The sequence below is a fragment of the Streptomyces sp. NBC_00872 genome (assembly GCF_045161915.1).
Classification (GTDB): domain Bacteria; phylum Actinomycetota; class Actinomycetes; order Streptomycetales; family Streptomycetaceae; genus Streptomyces.
Genome location: NZ_CP108806.1, coordinates 4,996,705 through 5,018,609 on the forward strand (window position 1 = coordinate 4,996,705; position 21,905 = coordinate 5,018,609).

25 protein-coding genes and 1 pseudogene are annotated in these 21,905 nt (G+C 70.2%); 9 read left to right on the forward strand and 17 right to left on the reverse strand.

Features of this window, described 5'->3' with window-relative positions; all coding sequences use genetic code 11:
- Nucleotides 1–232: 232 nt before the first annotated feature.
- The 4 genes from OG214_RS21365 to mshD all read right to left on the reverse strand — a co-directional run bounded on the left by OG214_RS21365 (nucleotide 233) and on the right by mshD (nucleotide 5,396).
- Nucleotides 233–670, reverse strand: a complete 438-nt coding sequence (locus OG214_RS21365) for an NUDIX hydrolase (protein ID WP_383037841.1) — start codon at nucleotides 668–670, stop codon at nucleotides 233–235.
- A 185-nt stretch (nucleotides 671–855) separates the two neighbouring features.
- Nucleotides 856–1,902, reverse strand: a complete 1,047-nt coding sequence (locus OG214_RS21370) for a CHAD domain-containing protein (RefSeq protein ID WP_363082884.1) — start codon at nucleotides 1,900–1,902, stop codon at nucleotides 856–858.
- Nucleotides 1,889–4,117, reverse strand: a complete 2,229-nt coding sequence (locus tag OG214_RS21375) for an RNA degradosome polyphosphate kinase (protein ID WP_363082885.1) — start codon at nucleotides 4,115–4,117, stop codon at nucleotides 1,889–1,891. The genes OG214_RS21370 and OG214_RS21375 overlap by 14 nt, the downstream gene beginning before the upstream one ends.
- A gap of 358 nt (nucleotides 4,118–4,475) precedes the next feature.
- Nucleotides 4,476–5,396: a mycothiol synthase gene (gene mshD / locus OG214_RS21380; protein ID WP_363082886.1), complete on the reverse strand. Its 921-nt coding sequence runs from the start codon at nucleotides 5,394–5,396 to the stop codon at nucleotides 4,476–4,478.
- 240 nt (nucleotides 5,397–5,636) lie between these two features.
- On the opposite strand from mshD, the gene OG214_RS21385 reads away from it, so the two are divergent.
- Both OG214_RS21385 and cutA read left to right on the forward strand, forming a co-directional pair.
- Nucleotides 5,637–7,448 (forward strand): bifunctional metallophosphatase/5'-nucleotidase, encoded by a 1,812-nt coding sequence (locus OG214_RS21385; RefSeq protein WP_405985634.1) that lies wholly within the window; start codon nucleotides 5,637–5,639, stop codon nucleotides 7,446–7,448.
- A gap of 148 nt (nucleotides 7,449–7,596) precedes the next feature.
- Complete coding sequence (gene cutA / locus OG214_RS21390) at nucleotides 7,597–7,917, forward strand: divalent-cation tolerance protein CutA (RefSeq protein ID WP_405985635.1); 321 nt, start codon at nucleotides 7,597–7,599, stop codon at nucleotides 7,915–7,917.
- A 16-nt stretch (nucleotides 7,918–7,933) separates the two neighbouring features.
- Here cutA and OG214_RS21395 read toward each other — a convergent pair whose 3' ends face one another.
- From OG214_RS21395 to OG214_RS21415, 5 genes are all read right to left on the reverse strand, one after another.
- Entirely contained in the window at nucleotides 7,934–8,857 is a 924-nt protein-coding gene (locus OG214_RS21395; protein ID WP_405985636.1) for an XRE family transcriptional regulator, read from the reverse strand.
- Nucleotides 8,858–9,061: 204 nt separating this feature from the next.
- A complete protein-coding gene (locus tag OG214_RS21400) occupies nucleotides 9,062–9,286 on the reverse strand; it encodes a DUF397 domain-containing protein (protein ID WP_405985637.1) in 225 nt (74 codons plus the stop codon).
- A gap of 63 nt (nucleotides 9,287–9,349) precedes the next feature.
- A complete protein-coding gene (locus OG214_RS21405; RefSeq protein WP_405985638.1) occupies nucleotides 9,350–9,556 on the reverse strand; it encodes a DUF397 domain-containing protein in 207 nt (68 codons plus the stop codon).
- Between the two features lie 114 nt (nucleotides 9,557–9,670).
- Nucleotides 9,671–9,892, reverse strand: a complete 222-nt coding sequence (locus OG214_RS21410; RefSeq protein WP_405985639.1) for a DUF397 domain-containing protein — start codon at nucleotides 9,890–9,892, stop codon at nucleotides 9,671–9,673.
- A gap of 36 nt (nucleotides 9,893–9,928) precedes the next feature.
- The gene (locus OG214_RS21415; protein ID WP_405985640.1) at nucleotides 9,929–10,144 is read right to left on the reverse strand and encodes a DUF397 domain-containing protein; all 216 of its coding nucleotides are present in this window, start codon (nucleotides 10,142–10,144) and stop codon (nucleotides 9,929–9,931) included.
- 64 nt (nucleotides 10,145–10,208) lie between these two features.
- Here OG214_RS21415 and OG214_RS21420 point away from each other — a divergent pair, with 64 nt between their 5' ends.
- Together OG214_RS21420 and OG214_RS21425 are read left to right on the forward strand one after the other, a co-directional pair.
- Nucleotides 10,209–10,415, forward strand: coding sequence for a hypothetical protein (locus OG214_RS21420; protein WP_363084473.1), 207 nt, complete (start codon nucleotides 10,209–10,211; stop codon nucleotides 10,413–10,415).
- 127 nt (nucleotides 10,416–10,542) lie between these two features.
- Nucleotides 10,543–10,782 (forward strand): hypothetical protein, encoded by a 240-nt coding sequence (locus OG214_RS21425; RefSeq protein ID WP_363084472.1) that lies wholly within the window; start codon nucleotides 10,543–10,545, stop codon nucleotides 10,780–10,782.
- 62 nt (nucleotides 10,783–10,844) lie between these two features.
- Here OG214_RS21425 and OG214_RS21430 read toward each other — a convergent pair whose 3' ends face one another.
- The 5 genes from OG214_RS21430 to OG214_RS21450 form a co-directional block, all read right to left on the reverse strand.
- Nucleotides 10,845–11,855, reverse strand: a complete 1,011-nt coding sequence (locus OG214_RS21430) for a protein-L-isoaspartate O-methyltransferase family protein (RefSeq protein WP_405985641.1) — start codon at nucleotides 11,853–11,855, stop codon at nucleotides 10,845–10,847.
- Nucleotides 11,856–11,934: 79 nt separating this feature from the next.
- Entirely contained in the window at nucleotides 11,935–12,348 is a 414-nt protein-coding gene (locus OG214_RS21435) for a lasso peptide biosynthesis B2 protein (RefSeq protein WP_363084480.1), read from the reverse strand.
- A 5-nt stretch (nucleotides 12,349–12,353) separates the two neighbouring features.
- A complete protein-coding gene (locus tag OG214_RS21440) occupies nucleotides 12,354–12,647 on the reverse strand; it encodes a PqqD family peptide modification chaperone (protein WP_363084470.1) in 294 nt (97 codons plus the stop codon).
- Nucleotides 12,631–14,592, reverse strand: a complete 1,962-nt coding sequence (locus tag OG214_RS21445; RefSeq protein WP_405985642.1) for an albusnodin/ikarugamycin family macrolactam cyclase — start codon at nucleotides 14,590–14,592, stop codon at nucleotides 12,631–12,633. Before OG214_RS21445 ends, OG214_RS21440 begins: the two co-directional genes overlap by 17 nt.
- Nucleotides 14,593–14,622: 30 nt before the next feature.
- Nucleotides 14,623–14,751 (reverse strand): lasso RiPP family leader peptide-containing protein, encoded by a 129-nt coding sequence (locus OG214_RS21450; RefSeq protein ID WP_405985643.1) that lies wholly within the window; start codon nucleotides 14,749–14,751, stop codon nucleotides 14,623–14,625.
- Between the two features lie 200 nt (nucleotides 14,752–14,951).
- Between OG214_RS21450 and OG214_RS21455 the strand changes: the two genes are divergently transcribed.
- The gene (locus OG214_RS21455; RefSeq protein WP_405985644.1) at nucleotides 14,952–16,328 is read left to right on the forward strand and encodes a hypothetical protein; all 1,377 of its coding nucleotides are present in this window, start codon (nucleotides 14,952–14,954) and stop codon (nucleotides 16,326–16,328) included.
- A 72-nt stretch (nucleotides 16,329–16,400) separates the two neighbouring features.
- Here the strand turns inward: OG214_RS21455 and OG214_RS21460 are convergent, their stop codons facing one another.
- The gene (locus tag OG214_RS21460; RefSeq protein ID WP_405985645.1) at nucleotides 16,401–17,135 is read right to left on the reverse strand and encodes a hypothetical protein; all 735 of its coding nucleotides are present in this window, start codon (nucleotides 17,133–17,135) and stop codon (nucleotides 16,401–16,403) included.
- Between the two features lie 195 nt (nucleotides 17,136–17,330).
- Between OG214_RS21460 and OG214_RS21465 the strand changes: the two are divergent.
- Nucleotides 17,331–17,588 (forward strand): annotated as a pseudogene (locus tag OG214_RS21465) (5'-nucleotidase C-terminal domain-containing protein); the annotation flags it as partial.
- 136 nt (nucleotides 17,589–17,724) lie between these two features.
- Here OG214_RS21465 and OG214_RS21470 read toward each other — a convergent pair.
- Nucleotides 17,725–17,931, reverse strand: coding sequence for a DUF397 domain-containing protein (locus OG214_RS21470; protein WP_405985646.1), 207 nt, complete (start codon nucleotides 17,929–17,931; stop codon nucleotides 17,725–17,727).
- Nucleotides 17,928–18,761 (reverse strand): Scr1 family TA system antitoxin-like transcriptional regulator, encoded by an 834-nt coding sequence (locus tag OG214_RS21475; protein WP_405985647.1) that lies wholly within the window; start codon nucleotides 18,759–18,761, stop codon nucleotides 17,928–17,930. The genes OG214_RS21470 and OG214_RS21475 overlap by 4 nt, the downstream gene beginning before the upstream one ends.
- A gap of 374 nt (nucleotides 18,762–19,135) precedes the next feature.
- Between OG214_RS21475 and OG214_RS21480 the strand changes: the two genes are divergently transcribed.
- The 3 genes from OG214_RS21480 to tgmC all read left to right on the forward strand — a co-directional run bounded on the left by OG214_RS21480 (nucleotide 19,136) and on the right by tgmC (nucleotide 21,808).
- Nucleotides 19,136–19,633 (forward strand): ATP-binding protein, encoded by a 498-nt coding sequence (locus tag OG214_RS21480; RefSeq protein ID WP_405985648.1) that lies wholly within the window; start codon nucleotides 19,136–19,138, stop codon nucleotides 19,631–19,633.
- Between the two features lie 95 nt (nucleotides 19,634–19,728).
- Nucleotides 19,729–20,292 carry a hypothetical protein gene (locus OG214_RS21485; protein ID WP_405985649.1) on the forward strand — a complete coding sequence of 188 codons (564 nt, stop codon included), beginning with the start codon at nucleotides 19,729–19,731 and terminating at the stop codon, nucleotides 20,290–20,292.
- Between the two features lie 373 nt (nucleotides 20,293–20,665).
- Nucleotides 20,666–21,808: an ATP-grasp peptide maturase system methyltransferase gene (gene tgmC, locus OG214_RS21490; RefSeq protein WP_405985650.1), complete on the forward strand. Its 1,143-nt coding sequence runs from the start codon at nucleotides 20,666–20,668 to the stop codon at nucleotides 21,806–21,808.
- Nucleotides 21,809–21,905: the final 97 nt, after the last annotated feature.

Sequence of the window (21,905 nt, forward strand, 5' to 3'; positions counted from 1 at the left end):
TGTGTCGGGGTGGTTGGTGAGGCACTGTGAACCGTCACCGTGTAAGCCCGAAATTAGGCAGATGAGGTGAAGCCGCCGACGGGGAAGGGTGAACGGAAAGTGAACCGTGGCATACGGACCGGTGCTGGCCTCTTTTTCGAAGGGATCGGCTCGTCTCCGGGGCGCTTTATGTCACTGCCGACGGCTGATCATGCTCGATTCGCTCGTCGGCCGGAATGTCCGGATGACGGGATCAGGTCGCGTGCAGCGCGTCCAGCAGGGCGTCCACCAGGATGCGGTCGCGGGGCTGGGTGAGCCGGTCGCGGGCCGCCGCCGGAGCGAGCCAGACTATGCGGTCGACCTCGTCGCTCGGGGTGAAGTCGCCGTCCGTCGCCTCGGCCGCCCAGTAACTGACCCGCTTGGGACGGCCCTGGGCCAGATAGCTGACCGTACCGAGCCGGGCGCCGGGCGCGCAGTGGTGGCCGGTCTCCTCGTACACCTCGCGCAGCGCGCCCGTCAGGGTGTCCTCCGCGCGCTTGAGCTTGCCCTTCGGGTGCGACCAGTCGTCGTACTTCGGCCGGTGCACCAGACAGATCTCGGGTCCTTCGGCTCCCTCGCGGGGGTGGCGCCACAGGACACAGCCGGCCGCGAGCACCGTGTCGTCCGGCCTGCCGTGCCCGGCCCCCGCCATGCGTTCGCCCCCGTCGCCTTCGCTGTCGCCGCGTTCGTACGTGTACTCGCCATCGCCATCGCCATCGGCCGCGTACGCGTGCCCGTGCTCGCCTGCGTACGCGTGCCCGTGTCCGTGGCCGTGCCCGTGCTCGTGCTCGTCGGACTCGCCCTCGTGGCCTTGGCCGTAGTCGTGACCGTGGCCGGTCATGGTGCGGTCGCCGCCATCGACATCTGTTGCCACACCTGCTGGAAGGCGAAACGCGCCGCCTCCACCTCAAGGCGCTGGTCCGCGTGCAGCACCCCCAGGGCGTACGCCGTCGCCGGGGCGATCCGCGGGGTACGGGCCGCGTTCGCCGCCGCTGCCGCCGCCTCGGCCGCGTCCCGGTGCCGGTCCAGCGCCTGGCACGCGCCGAGCAGCATCGGGTCGGGGGTGCCGCCCGCGCACCAGACCTCCTGCGCGTACCGGTGCAGCCGCAGCAACTGCCGTACCTGGTGCCAGGGCGCGTCCTGCGCCTCGCCCTCCTGCGCGGTGGCGAGACCGTGGACCAGGGCCTCCGCGTTGTACGGATGCGCCGCGCGCGCCAGCGGCAGCGCGGCCACGGCGTCCAGCAACTGCCGTTCCGTGGTCTCACCGGGCTCCGCGAGCACCTCCACGGCGGGGGCCGCCGCCATCGGCCCCAGCGGCACCTCCGAGGCCAGCACGGCCACCGCGTCCGCCACCGCGTGGAAGCGCGACGAGCCGAGCGCCTGGAGCGCCGCCGAGTGGGCACGGGTGCGGGCGAGGGTGAGCTGACGGTCCAGCAGCGCTCCCGCGCGGGACGCCCCGACCGTGAGCGTGCCGGGCGGCGCCGCCTCGGGCCGGTCGTCCGTACGTGCCGTGGGCGTGGCCGTCGCGCCCGAGAGCCGGGCCAGCGCCCCGAGCAGCCGGTGCAGCCTGTTCGTACAGGCGTGCTCCTGGGCCAGGGTGCCGGAGAGCCAGCCCAGTTCCGTACGGAGCTGGTCGGCCCAGCCGGGATCGAGGAGCGGCCGGAACGTGTGCAGTCCGCCGCCGATCCTGCGCGCAGCGCCGCGCAGCGTACGGGCCGCGGCCTCGGCCGCCGCCGTGTCCGAGCCGCTCTCGCCGTACATCCGCAGCCCGCGCAGGAAGTCCCCCGCGCGCGCGTGCAGATGTCCGGCCAGGACCTCGCCCGCCGTCAGACGGTCGGTGTCGCCCGCGGTAAAGGGGTCGATGTCCACTTCATGGTGCTGCACGCCGGCGCCTCCGGGCGTCTATGAGCATTTCCTGTACGTTCCGCAGCGGCCGGCCGTCCTGGTCCGTGGCATGCCGGGTCCAGTTGCCGTCCGCGCCGAGGTGCCAGGAGGAGGTGTCGTCGGACATCCCGGTCTCCAGCAGCCGGGTGAGTGCCGCGCGGTGAGCCGGGTCGGTGACCCGGACCAGTGCTTCGATACGCCGGTCGAGATTGCGGTGCATCATGTCCGCGCTGCCGAGCCAGACCTCCGGCTCCCCGCCGTTGCCGAAGGCGAAGACCCGGGAGTGCTCCAGGAAGCGGCCCAGGATCGACCGCACCCGGATGTTCTCGGAGAGTCCCGTGACCCCTGGGCGCAGGGCACAGATGCCACGGACCCAGACATCGACCGGCACCCCCGCCTGCGAGGCCCGGTAACAGGCGTCGATGATCGCTTCGTCGACCATCGAGTTGACCTTGAAACGGACATAGGCGGGCCGTCCCGCCCGGTGGTGCGCGACTTCCTTGTTGATCCGGGCGATCAGTCCGTCGCGCAGCGACTTCGGGGCGACCAGCAGCCGGCGGTAGGTCTCCCGGCGCGAGTAGCCCGAGAGCCGGTTGAACAGGTCCGACAGATCGGCGCCGACCTGCGGGTCCGCGGTGAGCAGCCCGAGGTCCTCGTACAGCCGTGCCGTCTTCGGGTGGTAGTTGCCCGTACCGACATGGCTGTACCGGCGCAGGGTGTCGCCCTCCTGCCGTACCACCAGCGAGAGCTTGCAGTGCGTCTTCAGCCCGACCAGGCCGTACACCACATGGCAGCCGGACTCCTCCAGCTTGCGCGCCCATTTGATGTTGGCCTGCTCGTCGAAGCGCGCCTTGATCTCGACCAGGACGAGGACCTGCTTGCCCGACTCGGCCGCGTCTATCAGCGCGTCCACGATCGGTGAGTCGCCGGACGTCCGGTACAGCGTCTGCTTGATGGCCAGGACGTCCGGGTCGGCCGCGGCCTGCTCCAAGAAGGCCTGGACGGAGGTCGAGAACGAGTCGTACGGGTGGTGCAGCAGTACGTCGCGCTCGCGCAGCGCGGCGAATATGTCCGGCGCGGAGGCGGACTCCACCTCGGCGAGATCGCGGTGGGTGCCCGCTATGAACTTGGGGTACTTCAGCTCGGGCCGGTCCAGCCGCGAGATCCCGAAGAGCGCCGTCAGATCCAGCGGTCCCGGCAGCGGATAGACCTCGGCGTCCGACACCTTCAGCTCGCGGACCAGCAGATCGAGGATGTACGGGTCGATCGACTCCTCGACCTCAAGACGGACCGGCGGGCCGAAGCGGCGCCGCATCAGTTCCTTCTCCAGCGCCTTGAGGAGGTTCTCGGCGTCGTCCTCCTCCACTTCCAGGTCCTCGTTACGGGTCACCCGGAACATGTGGTGCGCCAGCACCTCCATCCCGGGGAACAGCTCCTCCAGGTGGGCGGCGATCACATCCTCCAGCGGTACGTACCGCTGCGGCGAGGCCTCCAGGAAGCGGGAGAGCAGCGGGGGCACCTTGACCCGGGCGAAGTGGCGGTGCCCGCTGACGGGGTTGCGTACGACCACGGCCAGATTGAGCGAGAGGCCCGAGATATAGGGGAAGGGGTGCGCCGGGTCGACGGCCAGCGGTGTGAGGACCGGGAAGATCTGCTGTCGGAAAAGTGTGAACAGACGCGCCTGTTCCTTGTCGGTCAGCTCGGGCCACCGGATGATGTGGATGCCCTCGTCGGCCAGGGCGGGGGCGATGTCCTGCTGATAGCAGGCGGCGTGCCGGGCCATGAGCTCGCGTGAGCGGGTCCAGATCAGATCGAGCACCTCGCGGGGCTGGAGGCCGGACGCGGAGCGGGTGGCGACGCCGGTCGCGATACGGCGCTTGAGGCCGGCCACCCTGACCATGAAGAACTCGTCCAGGTTGGACGCGAAGATGGCGAGGAAATTAGCCCGTTCGAGCAGCGGGGTCGCGGGGTCCTCGGCGAGCTCCAGGACGCGCTCGTTGAAGGCGAGCCAGCTCCGCTCACGGTCGAGGAACCGCCCCTGGGGCAGCTCGTCGCCCTCCTGGTCGCCGTCCTCCTCGTACACGTCGAGGTCGGAGTCCAGATCGGGTTCGAGGCCGGAGGAGGCCGTGGCGACCGTGTGGGGGCGGTGGGCGGTTATGAAACCTACGGACGGCTGGGTCTGCTGGACCGGTACCTCGGCTGGCTGCTGGCTCATGTCCCCATTCTTCCGCGCAGAGGGGACGACCGGCGCGTCGGAGAGGGCAGGGGCGAGGCGGATCCTGCCGTTCGGTGTGGGGGGCAGAGCGGGCTGCATTGGGAGAGAGTCGCAAGACCGTCTGAATGGCCGGTAACGGTGACATGACGTGAAGGAAAGCGGGACGGGGCTCCCCGGGGGCGTTCTGAAGCGGATCGGGGGCGCCCCGGCGCGACGGGAGCGCGGGTGCGCCGGGGCACGCGCCGTTACGGGGCGTGTGCGCGGGGTTACGGTACTGGGCCCCCGGGACCGTCGGTTAGCGTTCCGGGACGGTCGCCCGGTGTTCCGGGGCGATCGGTCAGTGCGCCGGGGTCGCCCGTCAGGACTCCGTGCGGTACATCAGGTCCACCTCGTGCGTGCGGAAGCCGAGCCGCTCGTACACCGTCACCGCCGCCGCGTTGTCCGCGTCCACGTACAGCATCGCGGTCGGCAGCCCCTGCGCCGCGAGATGGCGCAGCCCGACGCCGGTGAGCGCCTTGCCGAGGCCGCCGCCCTGCGCGTCGGGCCTGATGCCGACCACGTACACCTCGCCGAGCTGCTCCTCGGCGTGCACCTTGGTCCAGTGGAAACCGATCAGCTCGCCCTCGCGCTCGGCCAGGAAGAAGCCCTTCGGGTCGAACCACGGCTCGGCCATGCGGTCGTCCAGATCGCGCTGGGTCAGCGAGCCCTGTTCCGGGTGGTGCGCGAAGGCCGCGGCGTTGACCGCGAGCCAGGCGGCGTCGTCCTGCCCCGGTACGAACGTACGGATGGTGACCCCGGCGGGCAGCACCGGCTCCGGGATGGCAGGCGAGACCAACGGGCGCCGCAGCTGGCGCAGTTCGCGGAAGAGGGTCAGCCCGAGCACCTGGGCGAGATGCCGGGCGGCCGACTTGCCGCCGTGCGCCCACACCCGCAGCCGCTTGCCCGACGCGCCCAGCAGCGCGGCACCCAGCGCCCGGCCATGGCCCTGACCACGGCAGCCGGGCCGTACGACCAGCTCGGCGGCCGGGGCCTCGACGGGATCGGTGTCCTCCAGCTGCCCGTAACCGACAAGACCCCCCTCGGCGTTGAGCAGGAAGTGCCGCACGCCCTCGCGGTGTCCACCGCGCAACTGGAGTCTGCCCTGCTCGGAGACGGCCTGTACGCCGTCCGAGGCGACGGCCTCGGCGAGCAGGTCGAGGACGTCCTCGGCCTGCTCCGGGGTGAGCGCGTCAAGGGTCTGGATCTGCCGGCCGGGCTCGCGGGCTGCTGCGTCAGTCATGGATCGAGGGTACGGCGCCCCCGCCCCCGCACCGCAGATCCGCCCTGCGCCCGACAGCTTCCCCACCCGCAAAGGCAACCAGCTTGTAACCCGGGACCCCCTGTCGTGCTACGCGCGTTGACCCTAGGCTGCCGCTCGCAGTCTTCATAAGACTCCGGACTTTTCATGACTCTCAACATGCTCAATACCCTCAATACCCTCAAGAACCTTCAGGCATACGTTCGATCCACAAGGGGACCGATGTCAGCGAGACCGCAGAAGAAGCGCGCGACACGGCGGCTGCTCGCCGCCGCCGCGGGGCTGGCCACCGTCGGAGCGCTCGCCGCGGCGATGCCGGCCGTGGCGAGTGACGAGAGCGGCGGGAACAAGGGCCACCACAAGGACGACTTGGTCAAGGTCCAGCTCCTTTCCTTCAACGACCTGCACGGAAACCTGGAGCCGCCCGCGGGCTCGTCCGGCAACGTCAACGAGAAGCAGGCCGACGGCACGACCAAGGCGATCCCCGCCGGCGGTGTCGAGTACCTGGCGACCTCGCTGCGCAAGGCGCGCGAGGGCAACAAGTTCTCCATCACCGCGGCGGCCGGTGACATGGTCGGTGCCAGCCCGCTGCTGTCCGGCCTCTTCCACGACGAGCCGACCATCGAGGCGCTCAACAAGCTCGACCTCGATGTGACGGGCGTCGGCAACCACGAGTTCGACGAAGGCGCCGTCGAGCTGTCCCGCCTCCAGAAGGGCGGCTGTCACCCGGTCGACGGCTGCTACGAGCAGGGCAAGAAGTTCAAGGGCGCCGACTTCCCCTACCTCGCGGCCAATGTGACGTCGGAGAAGACCGGCAAGCCGATCCTCGCGCCGTACGAGATCTGGAAGAGCCACGGTCTCAAGATCGGCTTCATCGGGGTGACCCTGGAGGGCACGCCGAACATCGTGACCGCCGAGGGCGTCAAGGGACTCAAGTTCCACGACGAGATCGAGACGGTCAACAAGTACGCCAAGGAGCTGGAGGAGCAGGGCGTCAACTCGATCGTCGCGCTGATCCACGAGGGCGGCTCGCCGGCCTCCTCCGCGTACAACTACGACTGTGACAGCCCGGCGCCCGGCGGTGGTGTCTCGGGTCCGATCGTCGACATCGCGAAGGGCATCTCGCCGCAGGTCGACGCGCTGGTCACCGGCCACACGCACAACGCGTACGCCTGCACCATCCCGGACCCGGCCGGCAACCCGCGGCTGGTCACCTCGGCCGCGTCGTTCGGCCGTCTGTACACGGACACCACGCTCACCTACGACCGTCGTACGAACGACATCGTGCGGACGAGCGTGAAGTCGGCGAACCACATCGTCAGCCGGGACCAGCCCAAGGCCCAGGACATGACCGACCTGATCACGCGCTGGAACACGCTGGCCGCGCCGATCTCCAACACCCCCCAGGGCTTCATCTCCGCGGACATCAACGGCCGCGGCTCGTCGAGCCCGGAGTCCCCGCTCGGTGATGTGATCGCGGACGCCCAGCTGGAGGGCACGGCACCGGCCGACAAGGGCGGCGCGCAGCTCGCCTTCATGAACCCGGGCGGTATCAGGGCCGACCTGGTCTACGCGGCCTCGGGGGCCGAGGGCAACGGTGTGGTGACGTACGGCGAGGCCTTTACGGTCCAGCCGTTCACCAACATGATGAACGTGTTCGACCTGACGGGCGCGCAGATCGTCACGGCGCTCCAGCAGCAGGTCAGCGGTTCGAACGCCGGCTCTCCGAAGATCCTCCAGGTCTCGAAGGGCTTCACCTACACGCTGGACATGACGAAGACGGGCGCGGACCGTGTCGTCACCGACTCGGTGCGGCTGAACGGTGAGCCGATCGACCCGGCGAAGACGTACCGCGTCGCGATGAACGAGTTCCTCGGCGGCGGCGGCGACGGCTTCGCGGCGCTCGGCCAGGGCACGAACAAGCTGGTCGGTCCCTCGGACCTGGACCTGTTGAACGCGTACCTCGCGGCGAACTCGTCGGCCCAGTCCCCGCTGGCCCCGCCGGCGGCGAACCGGATCACGATCATCCGCTAGTCCCGCGGTGAGCGGCCCGCGAAGGGCCGACGCCATGAGGACGCGCTGAGAACGGTGAAGGGCGGTGGGCTCCGGCCCACCGCCCTTTCGCGTCGCGCCGCCGAGCCGGCACACCGACCCGTCGGCGTCGTGTCGGTAGGGTCCCCGTATGGCTGATGTCTGGCAGGTCTCCACCGCGACGGGAACCCGCGAGGAAGCCGTGGCGCTGGCGAAGTCGGTGGTGACCGCCAGGCTTGCGGCCGGCGCGCAGGTCGTCGGCCCGGTGGTCTCCGTGTTCTGGCATCGGGGCGAGTTCGGAACGGGCGAGGAGTGGCAACTCCTGCTCAAGACCCGCGCGGACCGTTATCCCGAACTGGAAACGCACCTGCTGCGCCATCACCCCTGGGACAACCCGGAAGTCGCGGCGGTTCCGCTCGTCGCGGGCTCGGCCGCGTATCTGCGCTGGGTCGGGACGACGACGGAGCCGTAACCCGGGCGTCGGTACGTCAAACCCCTGCCCTGTCCAGTGCTTCGGCCACGGCCGGTACGGTGCGGTGGGCGCTGAGACCTTGAAGGACCGGCGCGATACGGCGCCTTGGGCGTACCGACGCCACCCCGGCCGAAAGTTCCAGCACGCGGCCGGCGGTCGTCGCGGCTTGTTCGATCTCCCCGGCCGCCAGGTACGAGTCGGCGAGCCAGGACAGGTAGAGGCTCTTGTCGCGTGCGTGCGTGTCGTCGTAGCGGGCCAGCACGTCCTCCAGGACCGGGATCGCGCGGAGCGGGCGGCGCAGTTCGGTCCAGCACCGGGCGGTCATGAGCTGGAGTCCGTTGCCGTCCCACGCCGCCCAGTCGGGTACCGGGACCCCGTTGGTCTCACCGAGCACCGCTTCCGAGGTGCTCAGCGCGCGCTCGGTCTCGCTGACGTTCCCGGCGGCGGCGTACGCCCAGGCGAGCCGCCCGTGGAGCAGCGCCCGCACGCCGGCCGGGGCACCGGGCCCCGCCGTACGGCACGACTGGACAGCGGTCTCCACCCCGGCGGTGCGGCTGGTGCTGACCTTCTGGTACGCGAGGAAGGCGAGCGCGTTCCCGGCGAGCGCGTCGTCGCCCGCCGCGACGGCGGCTTGATGGCTGGCCTCGTAGAGACCGCTCGCGTCGGCGTGCCTGCCCGCGTCGAACGCGGCCCATCCAGCCTGCTGGGCCTGCTCGGCCAGTACGGAGAGGAGGGAACGGCCGGTCTCCTCCGTGTAACTGCCGTCACGGATCAGCGCCTTGGTGGCCTGATACTCCCCGACATAGACGCGGTACGTGTCGCCGCCGCCCAGGACGTCGTCAAGCCGACGCAGGCGCGCCGTACGCTTCCGCAGCCGGACGGGTATGTCCCGCCCGATCCGTGGTCCCGCTTCGAGCTGAACGAGTTCATGAAGCCCCACTGCCAGCCCCGCGCCGGCAGACGACCTGAAGAATTCTCTGCGACGCACTGTGCTGCCTCCGTTTCGGGGCGTTCTGGTGATGTGCGCCGACGGCGCGGACGAACGAGCACCGGGGTCGCTTGTCTCCCAAGCCCGGGGAGCGAGGCCGACCCCGGCAGGAAGGTTCCGTGCCGGGGTCGTTCGTTCTCGTTGCTGTGGGTGGCGTCAATCGATGCTTGAGAAGGCGCCTTTCCGCACTCCGGCCACGAATGACGACCACGTGTCGGCGCCGAAGACCAGAACGGGACCCTGGAGGACTTTACTGTCCCGTACAGGAACGATTCCATGGTCCAAGAACGCGGCTTCCACGCACGCTGACTGCCCGTTGCTGCGGCTGGACTTGATCCATGCCGAGTCCGTGAGGTCAACCCTGTCCATAACTCCTACCATTTCGGAGAGTAGGCGCTTTGACGCCTGCGCATCGAGGGGTGCTTTCCGGATGTTGCTTCGCGCTTACGCCTTGGCGTGCCGAGCGAGTTCAACCAGACCCGCCCATGCTTCATCGGAGAGCATGAGGATGGGACCGCTGGCATTCTTGGAGTCTCGAACGGCGACGGTGCCGGATACGAGGAAGGCGCGGGTGTACTCGACGCAGTTTCCGCCATCTTGGTTGCTGTAGCTCGACTTGGCCCACCCGTGTGGTGGGATGAACGGGATCACAACGCCTCCGGATACTTACGGATCACACCTGACAACTGAGTCAGGGCTAATGAATACGACCCCGGCTGGAAGGTTCCGTGCCGGGGTCGTTCGTTCGTATCGCCGTGAGTGGGATCAATCGGCGTTCGAGAAGGCGCCTTCCTGCACCCCGGCGACGAACGACGCCCACGTGTTGGTGCCGAAGACGAGCGCTGGGCCGTTCGGGGCCTTGGAGTCGCGGACGGGGACGCCAGCGGTGTAGCCGTCCGACACTTCGACACAGCCGCCTCCGCCGTTTTCGCAGTAGCTCGACTTGCGCCAAGCGCCAAGAGCGGACGTATCAGGAATCGCGTTCATCCTCGCATCCCTTCAGGTTTCCACTGTTGGATCGGATCAAAGGGAAAATGTGCCGCTCTTGACTGCGGTAACGAACGAAGACCAACCGTCCACCGGGAAGATCAGCGCCGGGCCGTGCGGGGCCTTCGAGTCGCGGACGGGGACACCGGCGGTGTAGCCGTCCGACACCTCAACACACGCGCCCTCTCCGTTGTCGCTGTAGCTCGACTTGCGCCAGGCGGTGAGAACGGACGCGTCAGAAATTGCATTCATCTTCTGTCAGGGCCAGTGAGCGGGCCAGATCAAAGCGTTCCGTCATCTCAACCGTCCTCTTCGGGTGCGGGCGTTCGCGCCGGCGGGGGTGCATGGCGCGCTGTACCGGCCGGACGGGCCGTTTCCGGTGGCGTACGACGGGGACGGGGTGACGTTCGAGGACTGGCGGATCGGGTGGGTGCTGGCGTCTCAATTGATCATGGAGTTCCAGGAGTTCACGGTGGTGGACCTGGACGCGGAACACGCGGCGTATCTTGCCGACGGCCGTTAGGGCCTCTCCGGCGGCTCTTGCCACGGTGGCGGGGTCCGGTACGCAGGCTGTCGCCGCCCGAATCGACCGGGACGCCGTAGCTCCCGCCGGAGTGGTCTACATGCCCGTGTCGGAGACGCCCTATCGCGTGGACGGTCGGCCACACAGTGTGTGGGTCGGGGAGGTGCGCGGGGCCGAGATCACCGACGCGGACCGCCGGGCGCTGTCCCCGCTGTTCTGGACCCATGTGAATCCGTACGGCCGGTTCGAGCTGGACATGAACAGCCGTCTCGATCTGGACTTGTCCCTCCGGGTGGCGGTGCCCGGCCCGCGCACCGGGCAGCCGGAGGCAGCCGCGGCCCCAGACTCCTGGCCGAAGCGGTGGTGAAGACGATGGTGCCCGGGACGCCGAAGCGTCCCGGGCACCATGCGTGAGGGGCAGCGACGAGGCTATCGGGAGAGCCGCAGATCCCAGCCGTCGCCGGCGGGGATCAGAGCGGGGGTGTAGGTGGCGGGGGCGGGGCGTCCGGCCTCTTCCCACTGCTTCAGCCAGTCGCGGAGCACGGTCAGGGACGGGGAGTCGGGGGCGTCGGCGAGGATCGTGCCGTCCTGCTGGATGACGGCGGCCGTCGTGGTGGTGGTGTGGCCGATCGCCCACAGGTCCGGGCTCAGGCCGGCCATGGTGAGGCGGTGGTCGCCGCGGGTGGCGGCGAAGGTCCGCCAGGACGGCAGGTCGATCTCCGCGCCCGCGTACGGCTCGGTGTGCGCGTCCTTCAGGAGCCGGTCCAGTGCGGTGCGGGCCCCGGTGTGGAAGTGGTCGTCCTCGCCGCGCCAGGCGATGGAGATCCAGGAGGGGGCGGGGACGCGGTTCTCCCAGTCCACCCACCGGCCCGGCAGGTCGAGGTTGTCCTTCGGGGAGCCGGTCGCCTCGATGTACCCGCCGGTGAACACCTCCTCGACGACCGGCTCGCCGCCGCTCACGCGGATCTTGGCGACGACCGTCATGTTGGGCACGGCCGAGATCGGCAGCGGGGCCACGATGACGCCGCCGTCGGTGGCCTGGTCCACCCACGCCTTGGGCAGCAGCGGCGGGGTGCACCAGGCCACCATCCGGTCGTATGGCGCGCGTTCGGGGAAGCCGCCGGTGCCGTCGGCCGTGTGGCAGCGGACGTGTTCCACGCTGCGCTGGTGGTGGATGAGGCCCGCCCAGCGGGTGAGGTAGGTGTCGATGTCGAGGCTGGTCACCTGGCCGGTGGGGCCGACGAGTTCGGCGAGCAGGGCGCCGGAGTAGCCGGAGCCGGTGCCGAACTCCACGACGTTCATACCCGTCTCGACGCCGAGGGTGGACAGTTCGCGCTGGATGACGGCCGGGTTCGAGCGGTGCGGTGTGGCACCGCGGCCTTCGTGGTGGGTGTAATGGCGCTCGGGGACGGTCTCGGCGGCCAGGGCGACGGCGGACATCGGCTCACTCCTTCGAGGGGTACGCGTATTCGGTCAACTGCTCCGGGCGGGTGAAGGACACGGCGCCCGGCGGGGCCGGTCAGATCGTCAGTGCGGTGTGGTGGTGCCACCCCGCTTCGGTGTATTCGCCGACCGGTCCGTGGCCGGGCAGCTCGGCCCAGGCGTGGTACTCGACCGGCGGCGGGGCGAACCGCGCTCCCAGGCACCAGTCCAGGCGCCGCCCCATGAGAACAGCGGCCAGCACCGCGCCGAGGGAGGTCTCCATGCAGGCGGCGCGGCCGGGCCACAGGTGGCCGGTGTGCCGGACCGCTTCGACCAGCGCCCCGGCCCGCTCCGGGGCGAGATGCCGGCGGCCCGCCCGCCGTGCCCAGCGCACGGTACGGACGGTGTGCCGGAACGGCAGCCGCAGCAGCACCAGGGCCAGGGCGAGCCCGGCCCCGGCGGCCAGGCGTTCGGGGAAGGTTCCGGTGCGGACGGTGGAGTACGCCTCCATGCTCGTCACCGCCACCACCCCCGCCAGCACCGGCGGCTTGCCGGCTCAGCCGTGGCGAGGCCCTGCGCGGTGAGCGCGTCCGCGACCGTGCGGACGTCGGCGGCGGCCTGCCCGGCGTCGATGCCGTAGCGCTGCGCGTACTGCCCGGTGGCCTCGTCCTCGGTGGTGCCCGCGAGCAGGAGCATGAGGACGGCGGACGCGGTCGGGGTCAGGTGCGTCCAGCGGCCGGTGCGCTCGTCCAGGATCGCGCCGCCCTCGTCGGTGAGGACCGGGTGGGCGCTCTCAGACAGCTGCCACACCAGAGTTCACCTCCCAGACGAGGGCGGCGGTGTCGGCCTGGCGGAGCCAGACCTCGGCGGCGACCGCGAGGTGCAGGGCGCCCTGGGCGGTCGGCTGCCCGGCCGCCGCCCGTGCCAGCATCCGCGCGATCGGTTGCTCGGTGACCAGCCCGGCGGCGGCCAGCCGCGAGGACGGCCCGAGGAGATCGAGCAGGACGGGGGTGTTCTCCCGCAGGCCCGCGTACGCGAGGGCGTTGAAGCCGCCCTTCGTGGTACGGGTGAGCACGAAGTCCGGCAGCACCCCGGCCCCGGTGAACGCCGTGTTCAGCAGCGGTTTGTAGCGGCCGGGGGCGCCGCGCTGATCGGCGGGGATGGCCAGGCAGGCGCGGATGACCTCGTTGTCGAGATACGGGGCGACCAGGTCGATGCCGTACTCGGTGGACGCGATCTGCCGCCAGCCGGTGGTGTCGGCGCCGAGACGGGCCAGGTCCTGGCGGTCCGACCACGCAGCCAGGCGTACGGGTGTGCCGTCCAACTGGCCGGCGGCACCGTCGAGGGCCGTGGCGAGCTGATGGCGGACGTCGGGGCTCATCCAGTCGGCCGTGGCCAGCAGCGGCGTCCACGACACCGGGCGGGATGCCTGCGGCACCCACTCCCGGGCCGGTCCGCGCAGTTCGGCGGCCGTCTGCCGCCATGCTCCGGCCAGGCCAGTGCGGGAAGCCGGACGGGCACGGCCGAGGACCGACCAGGCGGAGGTGTGCCGCAGCCGGGCATGGCCGAGCCCGTGGGACCAGGCCCGGCGGTGCCAGCGCTCGCGCAGCAGGTCTGCGAGGTAGGAGGAGGGGGCGGACAGCACCGCGTCCCCGGCCGAACCGGTCAGGTGCAGGCCAGGGGCAGGATGGTGGGCGGCCACGGTGTCCAGTACGGCCCTTTTGATCGACGCGGTGACGGCGTACGCGTTGGGCGCGTCGGTGACCGGGAGTCTGCTCAGGTCGTCCAGGCCGTCGTAGTAGACCGTGTGCACGGTGCCCGCGACCGCGTGGTGGGTCAATCCTGGTACTGCTGCGGCGGTGCGGGTCGCGTACGGGAGGTCGTCGTCGCGCAGACGCTCGTCGGCGAACGTCACCGCGGTGACCGGGCCGCGCTGGGCGGCGAGGCAGGCCAACGTCGTGGAGTCCAGGCCGGCCAGGTCGGCGCTGACCGGGCGGCCGTCGAGCCGGGTGGCGACCGCTTCACCGAGCGCGGCCCGTACCGTCGCCGCGGCAACCGGCAGATCCACGCTCCCGTATTCGGCCGGCTCGAAGCGCACCGTGCGGGCGCCCGAAGGGCCGGCCAGCAGCAGGTGCCCGCCGGGCACCCGGTTCACGCACCGCATCAGGCTGCGCTGCCCCAGGACATCCGGCTGGCCGAGCGCGAGGTGCGCGGCCAGCGCGGTCGGATCGGCCGGTGCCCCGTCGAGGGCGGCCAGTGCCAGCGCGGACGTCGCCCACCACAGCGCGCCGCCGTGGCTCCGCCAGTACACCGGGTGCTGCCCGGACAGGTCACCGATCACCGCCAGCTCCTCCCCGCCGCGGGCGATGACCAGGTACGAACCAGGCCACCGGGTCAGCTCCCGCCACCGCCCGGCCCGCACCGCCGGGAACCGCGCGGCGAGCTGGTCGTCGTCGGCACCGCAGTCCCCGATCACGGCCAGAGACACCGGCCCCTGGCTCACCGCCCGCACCCGCCCGGTGGGCCAGCCCGCCGTCCATGCCGCCTCAACGCCGGGCACCGGGTGCCCGCCGAGGGGCCGTGTGGCCTCTTCCGTAGTTCCGTACCGTCCCGCGCTCCACCGCATCGCCGCCGTCTCCTTCACCGTCGTCGTGCCTGGCCAGGAATCGAAAAGAGCGCCGGGCCCGCCCGTCTGTGCCCCAACACAGGTATGGCGGGCCCGGCGCCCCTTGGGCCGGATCGGACGGAGCGGCATGCACCCTGTCCAACCCGGCAGACCCGAGGGTCAGGCGTTCTTGTACTGGGTGTCGTCGGCGGTGTCGAAGTTCTGGGTGCCCAGCGTCACCTCGACGACGTCGCCGGCGTCCAGCACGATGGGCGCCTGGTAGGCCGGGGCCTGCGTGGTGTGCTCCATGTCGGAACCTCCATCCGTGTCCCGTCCCTGGCGTCCGGTGGTGGACGCGCAGTGAACGGCAGTGCCCGTCCCGGCAGTTCGGCAGACCCGGAGATCCGGTCCGCCGTGCTGCCGGGCATGACCAACAGTCAACCGGCGGTGACCCTTCGTCGGTACGGTTGGGAAGGACGGATGGGTATACGAGGTATACGGGGGTGGTCATGACCCAGCGCTTACCGAACACCAGGCTGCGGGACGCCGTCGCCCAATCGGGGTGGACGTACGCGGCGCTCGCCCACGCGGTCCGCCAGGTCGCGGCCGAGAACGGCCATATGCTGCGGACGAACAAGTCGGCGGTGGACCACTGGATCGCCGGGGCGGTGCCTTCGGGCCAGACCGGCCGCTACCTGGCGATCGCGCTGTCCCGCCGTCTGGGGCGCACTCTGACCCCGGAGGATCTTGGGCTGCCGGTTCCGGCAGGCTGGGAGAATGACAGCATCGGACTGTCCATCGGCAACGACCCACTGGACGCTCTGGTGCCGATCTGGAGGGGTGACTTGAACCGTCGAGGCTTCCTGTCCGGCGCCGCGTACTCGGTGGCGGCCGCCGTGCTGCCGCTGGAGCACGTCTCCGATATCGCCTCCCGCGCGGCCAGGGCCCGCACCGGCGCCCGGGTCGGGCACGCGGACGTCGCCGCGGTGCGCGACATGGTCGCGATGTTCGCGGTGATGGACGAGCGCCACGGCGGCCAGCACGGCCGCTCCGCTCTCGTGCAGTACCTGATGTCGGACGTTGCGGCCCTGTGCCGGGGCCGGTTCAGCTCCGAGGACGACCACCAGCACATGCTGTCCGCCGCCGCCGTTGGTGTTCACCAGGCCGGCTGGCGAGCCTACGACGGCGGGGAGCAGGGTCTTGCGCAGAGGTACTACCTCCAGTCATACGCCCTGGCTCACGAGTCGGGGATCACCGGGCACGCCGCGTTCGTCATGAGGACCATGTCCCAGCAGGGCATGAAGCTGCACCGCCCCGAGCACTGCCTGGCCCTGGCCGCGACGGCCGTCGACAAGGTCCACGGACGGGTCGACACCCAGACCGAGGCGCTGTTCGCCGTCACCCACGCGCACGCCCTCGCCAAAGCGGGCCAGCGCTCGCAGGCGGTGCGGGAGGTCGAGCGGGCCCGCAACGCCCTGAGCTCCGCGAAGGGCGACGACGTGCCGTTCTGGGCACTGTCGTGGGGGCCGCCGGCGGCCACGGTTCACAGTCGGTCGGCGAAAGTCTTCGAGACGCTCGGGGACCGGCGCCGAGCCGCGGCAATGTACGGAGCGGCGGCGACGAGCCGGCCACCGGGCACCTACGCGCGGATCGTCGCCCTGGACCTGGTAGCCCAGGCCGAGATGCAGGCTGCCGAGGGCGGCATCGAGCAGGCGTGCGCCACCTGGGGCCGGGCCATCGACCACATGGACGGCGTGCAGTCGGCACGGACCCGCAAGGCCGTGGGCGCCATGCGCCGCGACCTGTCCCGCTTCCGCACCCGCGGACTGCGATGCGCCGCCGAACTCGACGAACGCGCCCGCGACTTCCTCAGCGACCGCCGCTGACCCATGCCCCGGGCCGGGGACGGAAAGTGACGGACCCCGCCCGGTTCCAGCCCGCCCTGCCGGCAGCAACTCTCAGCCAGACCCTGCCGGACCGTCCGGCTCCCTGGCGGGAACGGCCCGGCGCCAGGGCAGCTTGTACGCGCCGCCGCAAACCTGGCACTGCGCGAGGTAGAGGGCGGCGGCAGCCCCGAAGCTGTCGCTGGGCTGCGCCGGGTACTGCTTGCCCTCGATCTTCGCGACCAGCTCCGGCGCCTCGCGCGCGCAGAAATCCAGCTTCACCACCTCGGTGCGCTGGTCCTTCGGCCGCTTCGGCGCCCCGTAGGCGTACCGGCTGAAGTGCTTGAGCGCGAGCTCGTCACCGAACAGCAGCGGCATCCCGGCCAGCAGCAGATACGCCTGCCCTCGCAGCAGACGCCGCGACGGGTTGAACACCGCCACCGGCACCCCTTCGCCGTCGACCAGCGGGATGCCGCCCGCCCAGCAGGGATCGGCCACGCTCCAGCCCACCATGGCCGTCACACCGTGCTCTCGGCTCAGGTAGGCGATGGCCCGGCGCACGCCGCGCCGCCGCACCGCCATTTCCCGCAGAGCCGAAGCCGCCGACATGCTTCCGGCCGCCTCCTCCGCCTTGACCGCCTTGCGCAGGGCCCGCGCGCGGCCGGCCGCGTTGCCCTCACGGACCACGGTCTTGCGGGCATCCAACCGGCGCTTCCTGATCGCCGCCTGCGTCTCGTAGGCCAGCCGTCGGCGTTCCTCTTCGGCCAGGTGGATTTCCTCGGCCGCGATGTACTTCGGGTGCGTCCACACCGTCGGCAGGCTGCGTAACCCGTCCTCGTACGCGTAGCTGCTCCTCACCGCGTGCGGGCACGGCCTGGCCGTGGAAGACTCAGCGCGGGAAGTCGGGCAGCGCGGTCGCCCGGACCCTTCGCCAGGACCGGCCGTCGAAGCGGACCAGGCCCTCCGCGACACCCAGGGGGCCGCCGTCCTGTTCGCGGGCCACCACGTACGGGCGCGGACCGTGTCGTCACCGACTCGGTGCGGTTGAACGGTGAGCCGATCGACCCGGCGAAGACGTACCGCGTCGCGATGAACGAGTTCCTCGGCGGCGGCGGCGACGGCTTCGCGGCGCTCGGCCAGGGCACGAACAAGCTGGTCGGTCCCTCGGACCTGGACCTGCTGAACGCGTACCTCGCGGCGAACTCGTCGGCCCAGTCCCCGCTGGCCCCGCCGGCGGCGAACCGGATCACGGTCATCCGCTAGTCCCGACCGTTGGCCCTATGAGGTGCTGACACCATAAGGGCGGTGGGCTCCGGCCCACCGCCCTTTCGCGTCCCGCCCCCGAGTCGGCCCGCCGACCCGCCATATCCGGGCACCGCCTGTCCAGCCGTGCTCGTGCTTACGCGTTTTCATTCCGGGCGAGTTCAACCAGACCCGCCCATGCTTCATCGGAGAGCATGAGGACGGGACCGTTGATGTCCTTGGAGTCACGAACGGCGACGACGCCGGACGCGAGGAAAGCGCGGTTGTACTCGACGCAGTTTCCGCCGTCTTCGTTGCTGTAGCTCGACTTGGCCCACCCGTGGGGTGGGATGACCGGGGTCACAATGCCTCCATAAGCTCACGGATCACACTCGCGGACGCGTCGGGTGAGAGAGCTGACGCGGTGATGACATCGTACAGACGCGTCAGATGCCTTACAGCGGCCTCGTCGTCGATCATCGCCCCCGACCGGACCCCCTCTGTGTAGACAACCGGGTTCCCGTCCGGGGTCGTCAGGATGGACATGGCGCCGCTCATCAGGCCGTGTGTGCCTGCGTCGAGCGGCAGTACTTGCAGCACAGTGGTGGGGTGCGCTCCCCGCGACAGCAGGGCGGAGAGTTGGTCTCTCATCACATCTGGCCCGCCGACAACACGCCTGATCACGGACTCACACACGATGACCGAGAAATCGGGCGGAGACCCTCCTCGGAACACCTCCTTTCGCGCCATCCGGGTCGCCACCTTGTTCGCGATCTCCCGTTCACCAGCTCTCGGGTCACCTGCTCTGAAGAGCGCACGAGCGTATGGCGCTGTCTGGAGAAGCCCGGGGATCACGGTCGGGGACCATTCCGCGATGGCTGCCGCCAGCGGTTCGACCCCCATCCGCCGGCGGTACTGAGCAGGGAAGTTGTCTGCACAAGCCTCGTCGTACAAGCGCTTGAAAAGGCCATCGGTCTCGAAAATCTGATCCAGGAGTGGCGGCAGACCGGCAGGGATCGGCGGGGTCCCGCGCTCAATGCGGCTGATCGCCGATTTCGAGGTCCGCGTCTTCCTCGCAAGCTCTGTCTGGGACATCTTGCCCGCCGGCCGCAGCTCCCTGGCGTCTCGTACGGCCTCTCCGAACCTCTTCCGCGGTGTATTCCCGTCTTCGTCAACTTCGCGCTGCCCAACCACCCATTACCTCCTTGACCACATGCCTGGGAACCGGGGAAGTCAGCCTCGACGGTGCAGGTCGGCCGCTTGCGCATATGCAGGGCGGACCAACTTGCAGGTCGGGCATGGGACTTCTTCCCAAAGTATGCCGCCTCGTCGCACTCTGAATATCCCCGCTCACGGAACGTACGGAGAGCCTCATGGTGGACCACGTAGTCCAACGAGGGTCCTGGAGTAGTTACTACAGCTCCGCGTGACGCGCTCATCTGGCCCCGATGCGAGTGCGGCAATGCGGCTTGTCCCGGTTACCGGGTCTCTGTGTCGTCGCCTGATTCATCGCGGCCGCGGAACCGGCCTGTGGGGGAAATCGCCCTCAATTAAAGGGAGTTGACGACGTGGTGAAGGGTATCGCTCAGTTCTTCGAGCCGTTTTTGCGGCACTTGCTTCCGGATCGGATCGCCAGAGAACGAAGTGGCGCGGTGGTGCTGCGGTGGAGTTCGCATCCGAGTTGTGTTGGGTTGGCGCGGATGGAGCTGCGTAAGGTGCTGGCGAATTGGGGGCTGTCGGAGTTGGAGGACTCGGCGTCGCTGGTGGTCTCCGAGTTGCTGGCCAATGCCGTGCGGCACGGTCGGGTCTCTTCGGGGCGGGAGATCGAGACCCGTTTCGTGCCGAGGTTCGGTGCTGTGCGGATCGAGGTGTGCGACTCGTCGCCGTGTCGGCCTGCGGTGCGGGGTCTGGATCCCGATGCTCTGGACGGGCGGGGGCTGATCCTTGTTGCCGCGCTGGCGGACGAGTGGGGGGTCGGTGAACGGGATGACGGCGCTCCCGGCAAGGTGGTCTGGGCGGAGTTGGTGCTGCCGGTCGGGCCGCTGGGTGAGGGTGGTTGCCCGTGACCGCGCCGGTGGGCGGGCCTCCGCTGGGGGCGTTTTCGCGGCCGGATGTCGTGCCGTATATCGCCTGCTGGTCGTCGGAGCATCGTCCGCCGGGTGTGGTGGTTGTGAGGGGCGGGGGGATCGCGTATGCGGATGAGGGGCTGTACGAGCGCGATGACATGGGTGTGCTGTGGAAGCGGATCGGGATGAGTCCGGGGAAGGGGCGGCCGGAGTTCGGGAAGGTGCATTTCCTGCGGCAGCGGCGGGCCATGCGGAAGCTGTTGTGCCAGGTCTGTGGCGGGCCGTCGGACCGTACGGGTGAGGGGACGCTGTGGCTGGTGGGGGAGGATCCGGAGGGCCCGGAGTTGTGGGAGCCCGGCTATGTCACCACGCATCCGCCGGTGTGTGTGCCGTGTGCGGTGATGTCGGTTGGGGCGTGTCCGCATTTGCGTGAGGTGTATGTGGCGCTGCGGGTGCGGGCGTTCGCGCCGGTGGGGGTGCACGGGGCGCTGTACCGGCCGGGTGAGGCGTTTCCGGTGGCGTACGACGCGGACGGCGTGACGTTCGAGGACTGGCGGATCGGGTGGGTGCTCGCGTCTCAATTGATCATGGAGTTCCAGGAGTTCACGGTGGTGGACCTGGAAGCGGAACACGCGACGTACCTTGCCGACGGCCGTTAGGGCCTCTCCGGCGGCTCTTGCCACGGTGGCGAGGTCCGGCACGCAGGCTGTCGCCGCCTGCATCGACCGAGACCCGTAGCTCCCGCCGGAGTGGTCTACATGCCCGTGTGGGACACGCCCTATCGCGTGGACGGCCGGCCACACAGTGTGTGGGTCGGGGAGGTGCGCGGGGCCGAGATCACCGACGCCGTGTTCGTGCGTTCTCACATGTTCCACGCCAAGGTGACAAGGAGTTCGACTTCGCGGTCACCGCCGCGGGCGACTGGTACTTCCTTGAGTGCAATCCGAACGGCCAATGGGCGTGGCAGCCGGCGGAGACCGTCGCGGCAATCGCCCATGCTCTTACCGATCAGTTGGAGAAAGGCCCCGGCACGTGAGCACATCGGCTCAGCTCCGCGACACCTTGACGGACAGACTCACCGAGGAAGGCACCCTTACAGAGCCCGAGTGGCGCAGCGCCGCCAAGGCGGTTCCCCGCGAGCTGTTCACGGGGTCCTACTTCAGACCGGTGCCGGGAAGTGTTCCGACCAGCTACCGACCAGTCCGGGACGGCGAGCCCGGATGGCTGAAGGGTGTCTACTCCGACGAGACGCTGATCACCCAACTGGACGGGCGGATCAGGCCCGACGACGTGACCGAGGGGGCCGTGACCGGCTCCCCGACGTCCTCGTCCACCCTGCCGTCGCTGGTGCTGCGCATGTGGCAGCAGCTCGATGCCCGGACCGGGCACCGGGTGCTGGAGATCGGCACCGGAACCGGGTACTCGACCGCCCTTGGCGCGCACCGTCTCGGAGACGCCAACCTGACCAGCATCGAGTACGACCCGGTGGTAGGCGGGGCTGCCACCGCGGCGCTCAAGGCCGCCGGGTTCGCGCCCAGGCTGATCATCGGTGACGGGCTGCGTGGCGATCCGGACGGGGGCCGGTACGACCGGCTGATCGCCACCTGTTCGGTCCGGTACACCCCGCTGCCGTGGCTGCATCAGGTGAGACCAGGCGGAAAGATCCTGGTCACCCTCTCTGGGTGGAGCTACGCCAACGCCCTCGCGCTGCTCGACGTGACCGGTCCCGGGGAGGCCACGGGCCGGTTCCAGCCCGGTTACACCAGCTTTATGATCGCCCGGCCGCACGACCGCCCGCCCCGCCCGGCGCCGGCCCTGCTGCCCGGGGACGAGCGACCGAGCCGGATCGACCCCGCCAAGCTCGACGGCTGGACCGGCGGTTGGGTCGGGCAGCTCGCGGTGCCCTCGGCCGAACGCATGGGGGCGGGCGCGGAACAGATCCTCTGGGACGTGTCCACCGGTTCGCAGGCCCGGACGGCCCTCAACCCCAATGGCGGGTGGACCGTCGTACAGCGCGGTCCCGTCCGTCTGTGGGACCGGGTCGAGCGGGCCGTGCAGCACTGGCAGGCCGCTGACGAACCTCACCAGGAGGGATTCGGCATCACGGTGTCGGCCGCCGGTCAGCGAGTGTGGATCGGCACCGAGGACGGGCCGGGCTGGGATCTGCCGATCTGACGCGCAGCGCGTCGGACAGTCCTCGGTGAAGACGGGCGAGGGGCCGGTACCGGCTCTCAGTCACGTACTGGCCCTCAGCGCGGACACGCGAGGGCGG

Bases quoted from the DNA above. Each gene is read 5' to 3' on its own strand.
- OG214_RS21365 (WP_383037841.1), bottom strand. From the start codon at position 670: ATGGCGGGGGCCGGGCACGGCAGGCCGGACGACACGGTGCTCGCGGCC.
- OG214_RS21375 (WP_363082885.1), bottom strand. From the start codon at position 4,117: ATGAGCCAGCAGCCAGCCGAGGTACCGGTCCAGCAGACCCAGCCGTCC.
- mshD (WP_363082886.1), bottom strand. From the start codon at position 5,396: ATGACTGACGCAGCAGCCCGCGAGCCCGGCCGGCAGATCCAGACCCTT.
- OG214_RS21385 (WP_405985634.1), top strand. From the start codon at position 5,637: ATGTCAGCGAGACCGCAGAAGAAGCGCGCGACACGGCGGCTGCTCGCC.
- cutA (WP_405985635.1), top strand. From the start codon at position 7,597: ATGGCTGATGTCTGGCAGGTCTCCACCGCGACGGGAACCCGCGAGGAA.
- OG214_RS21400 (WP_405985637.1), bottom strand. From the start codon at position 9,286: ATGGTAGGAGTTATGGACAGGGTTGACCTCACGGACTCGGCATGGATC.
- OG214_RS21410 (WP_405985639.1), bottom strand. From the start codon at position 9,892: ATGAACGCGATTCCTGATACGTCCGCTCTTGGCGCTTGGCGCAAGTCG.
- OG214_RS21415 (WP_405985640.1), bottom strand. From the start codon at position 10,144: ATGAATGCAATTTCTGACGCGTCCGTTCTCACCGCCTGGCGCAAGTCG.
- OG214_RS21430 (WP_405985641.1), bottom strand. From the start codon at position 11,855: ATGTCCGCCGTCGCCCTGGCCGCCGAGACCGTCCCCGAGCGCCATTAC.
- OG214_RS21435 (WP_363084480.1), bottom strand. From the start codon at position 12,348: ATGGAGGCGTACTCCACCGTCCGCACCGGAACCTTCCCCGAACGCCTG.
- OG214_RS21445 (WP_405985642.1), bottom strand. From the start codon at position 14,592: ATGCCGCTCCGTCCGATCCGGCCCAAGGGGCGCCGGGCCCGCCATACC.
- OG214_RS21450 (WP_405985643.1), bottom strand. From the start codon at position 14,751: ATGGAGCACACCACGCAGGCCCCGGCCTACCAGGCGCCCATCGTGCTG.
- OG214_RS21455 (WP_405985644.1), top strand. From the start codon at position 14,952: ATGACCCAGCGCTTACCGAACACCAGGCTGCGGGACGCCGTCGCCCAA.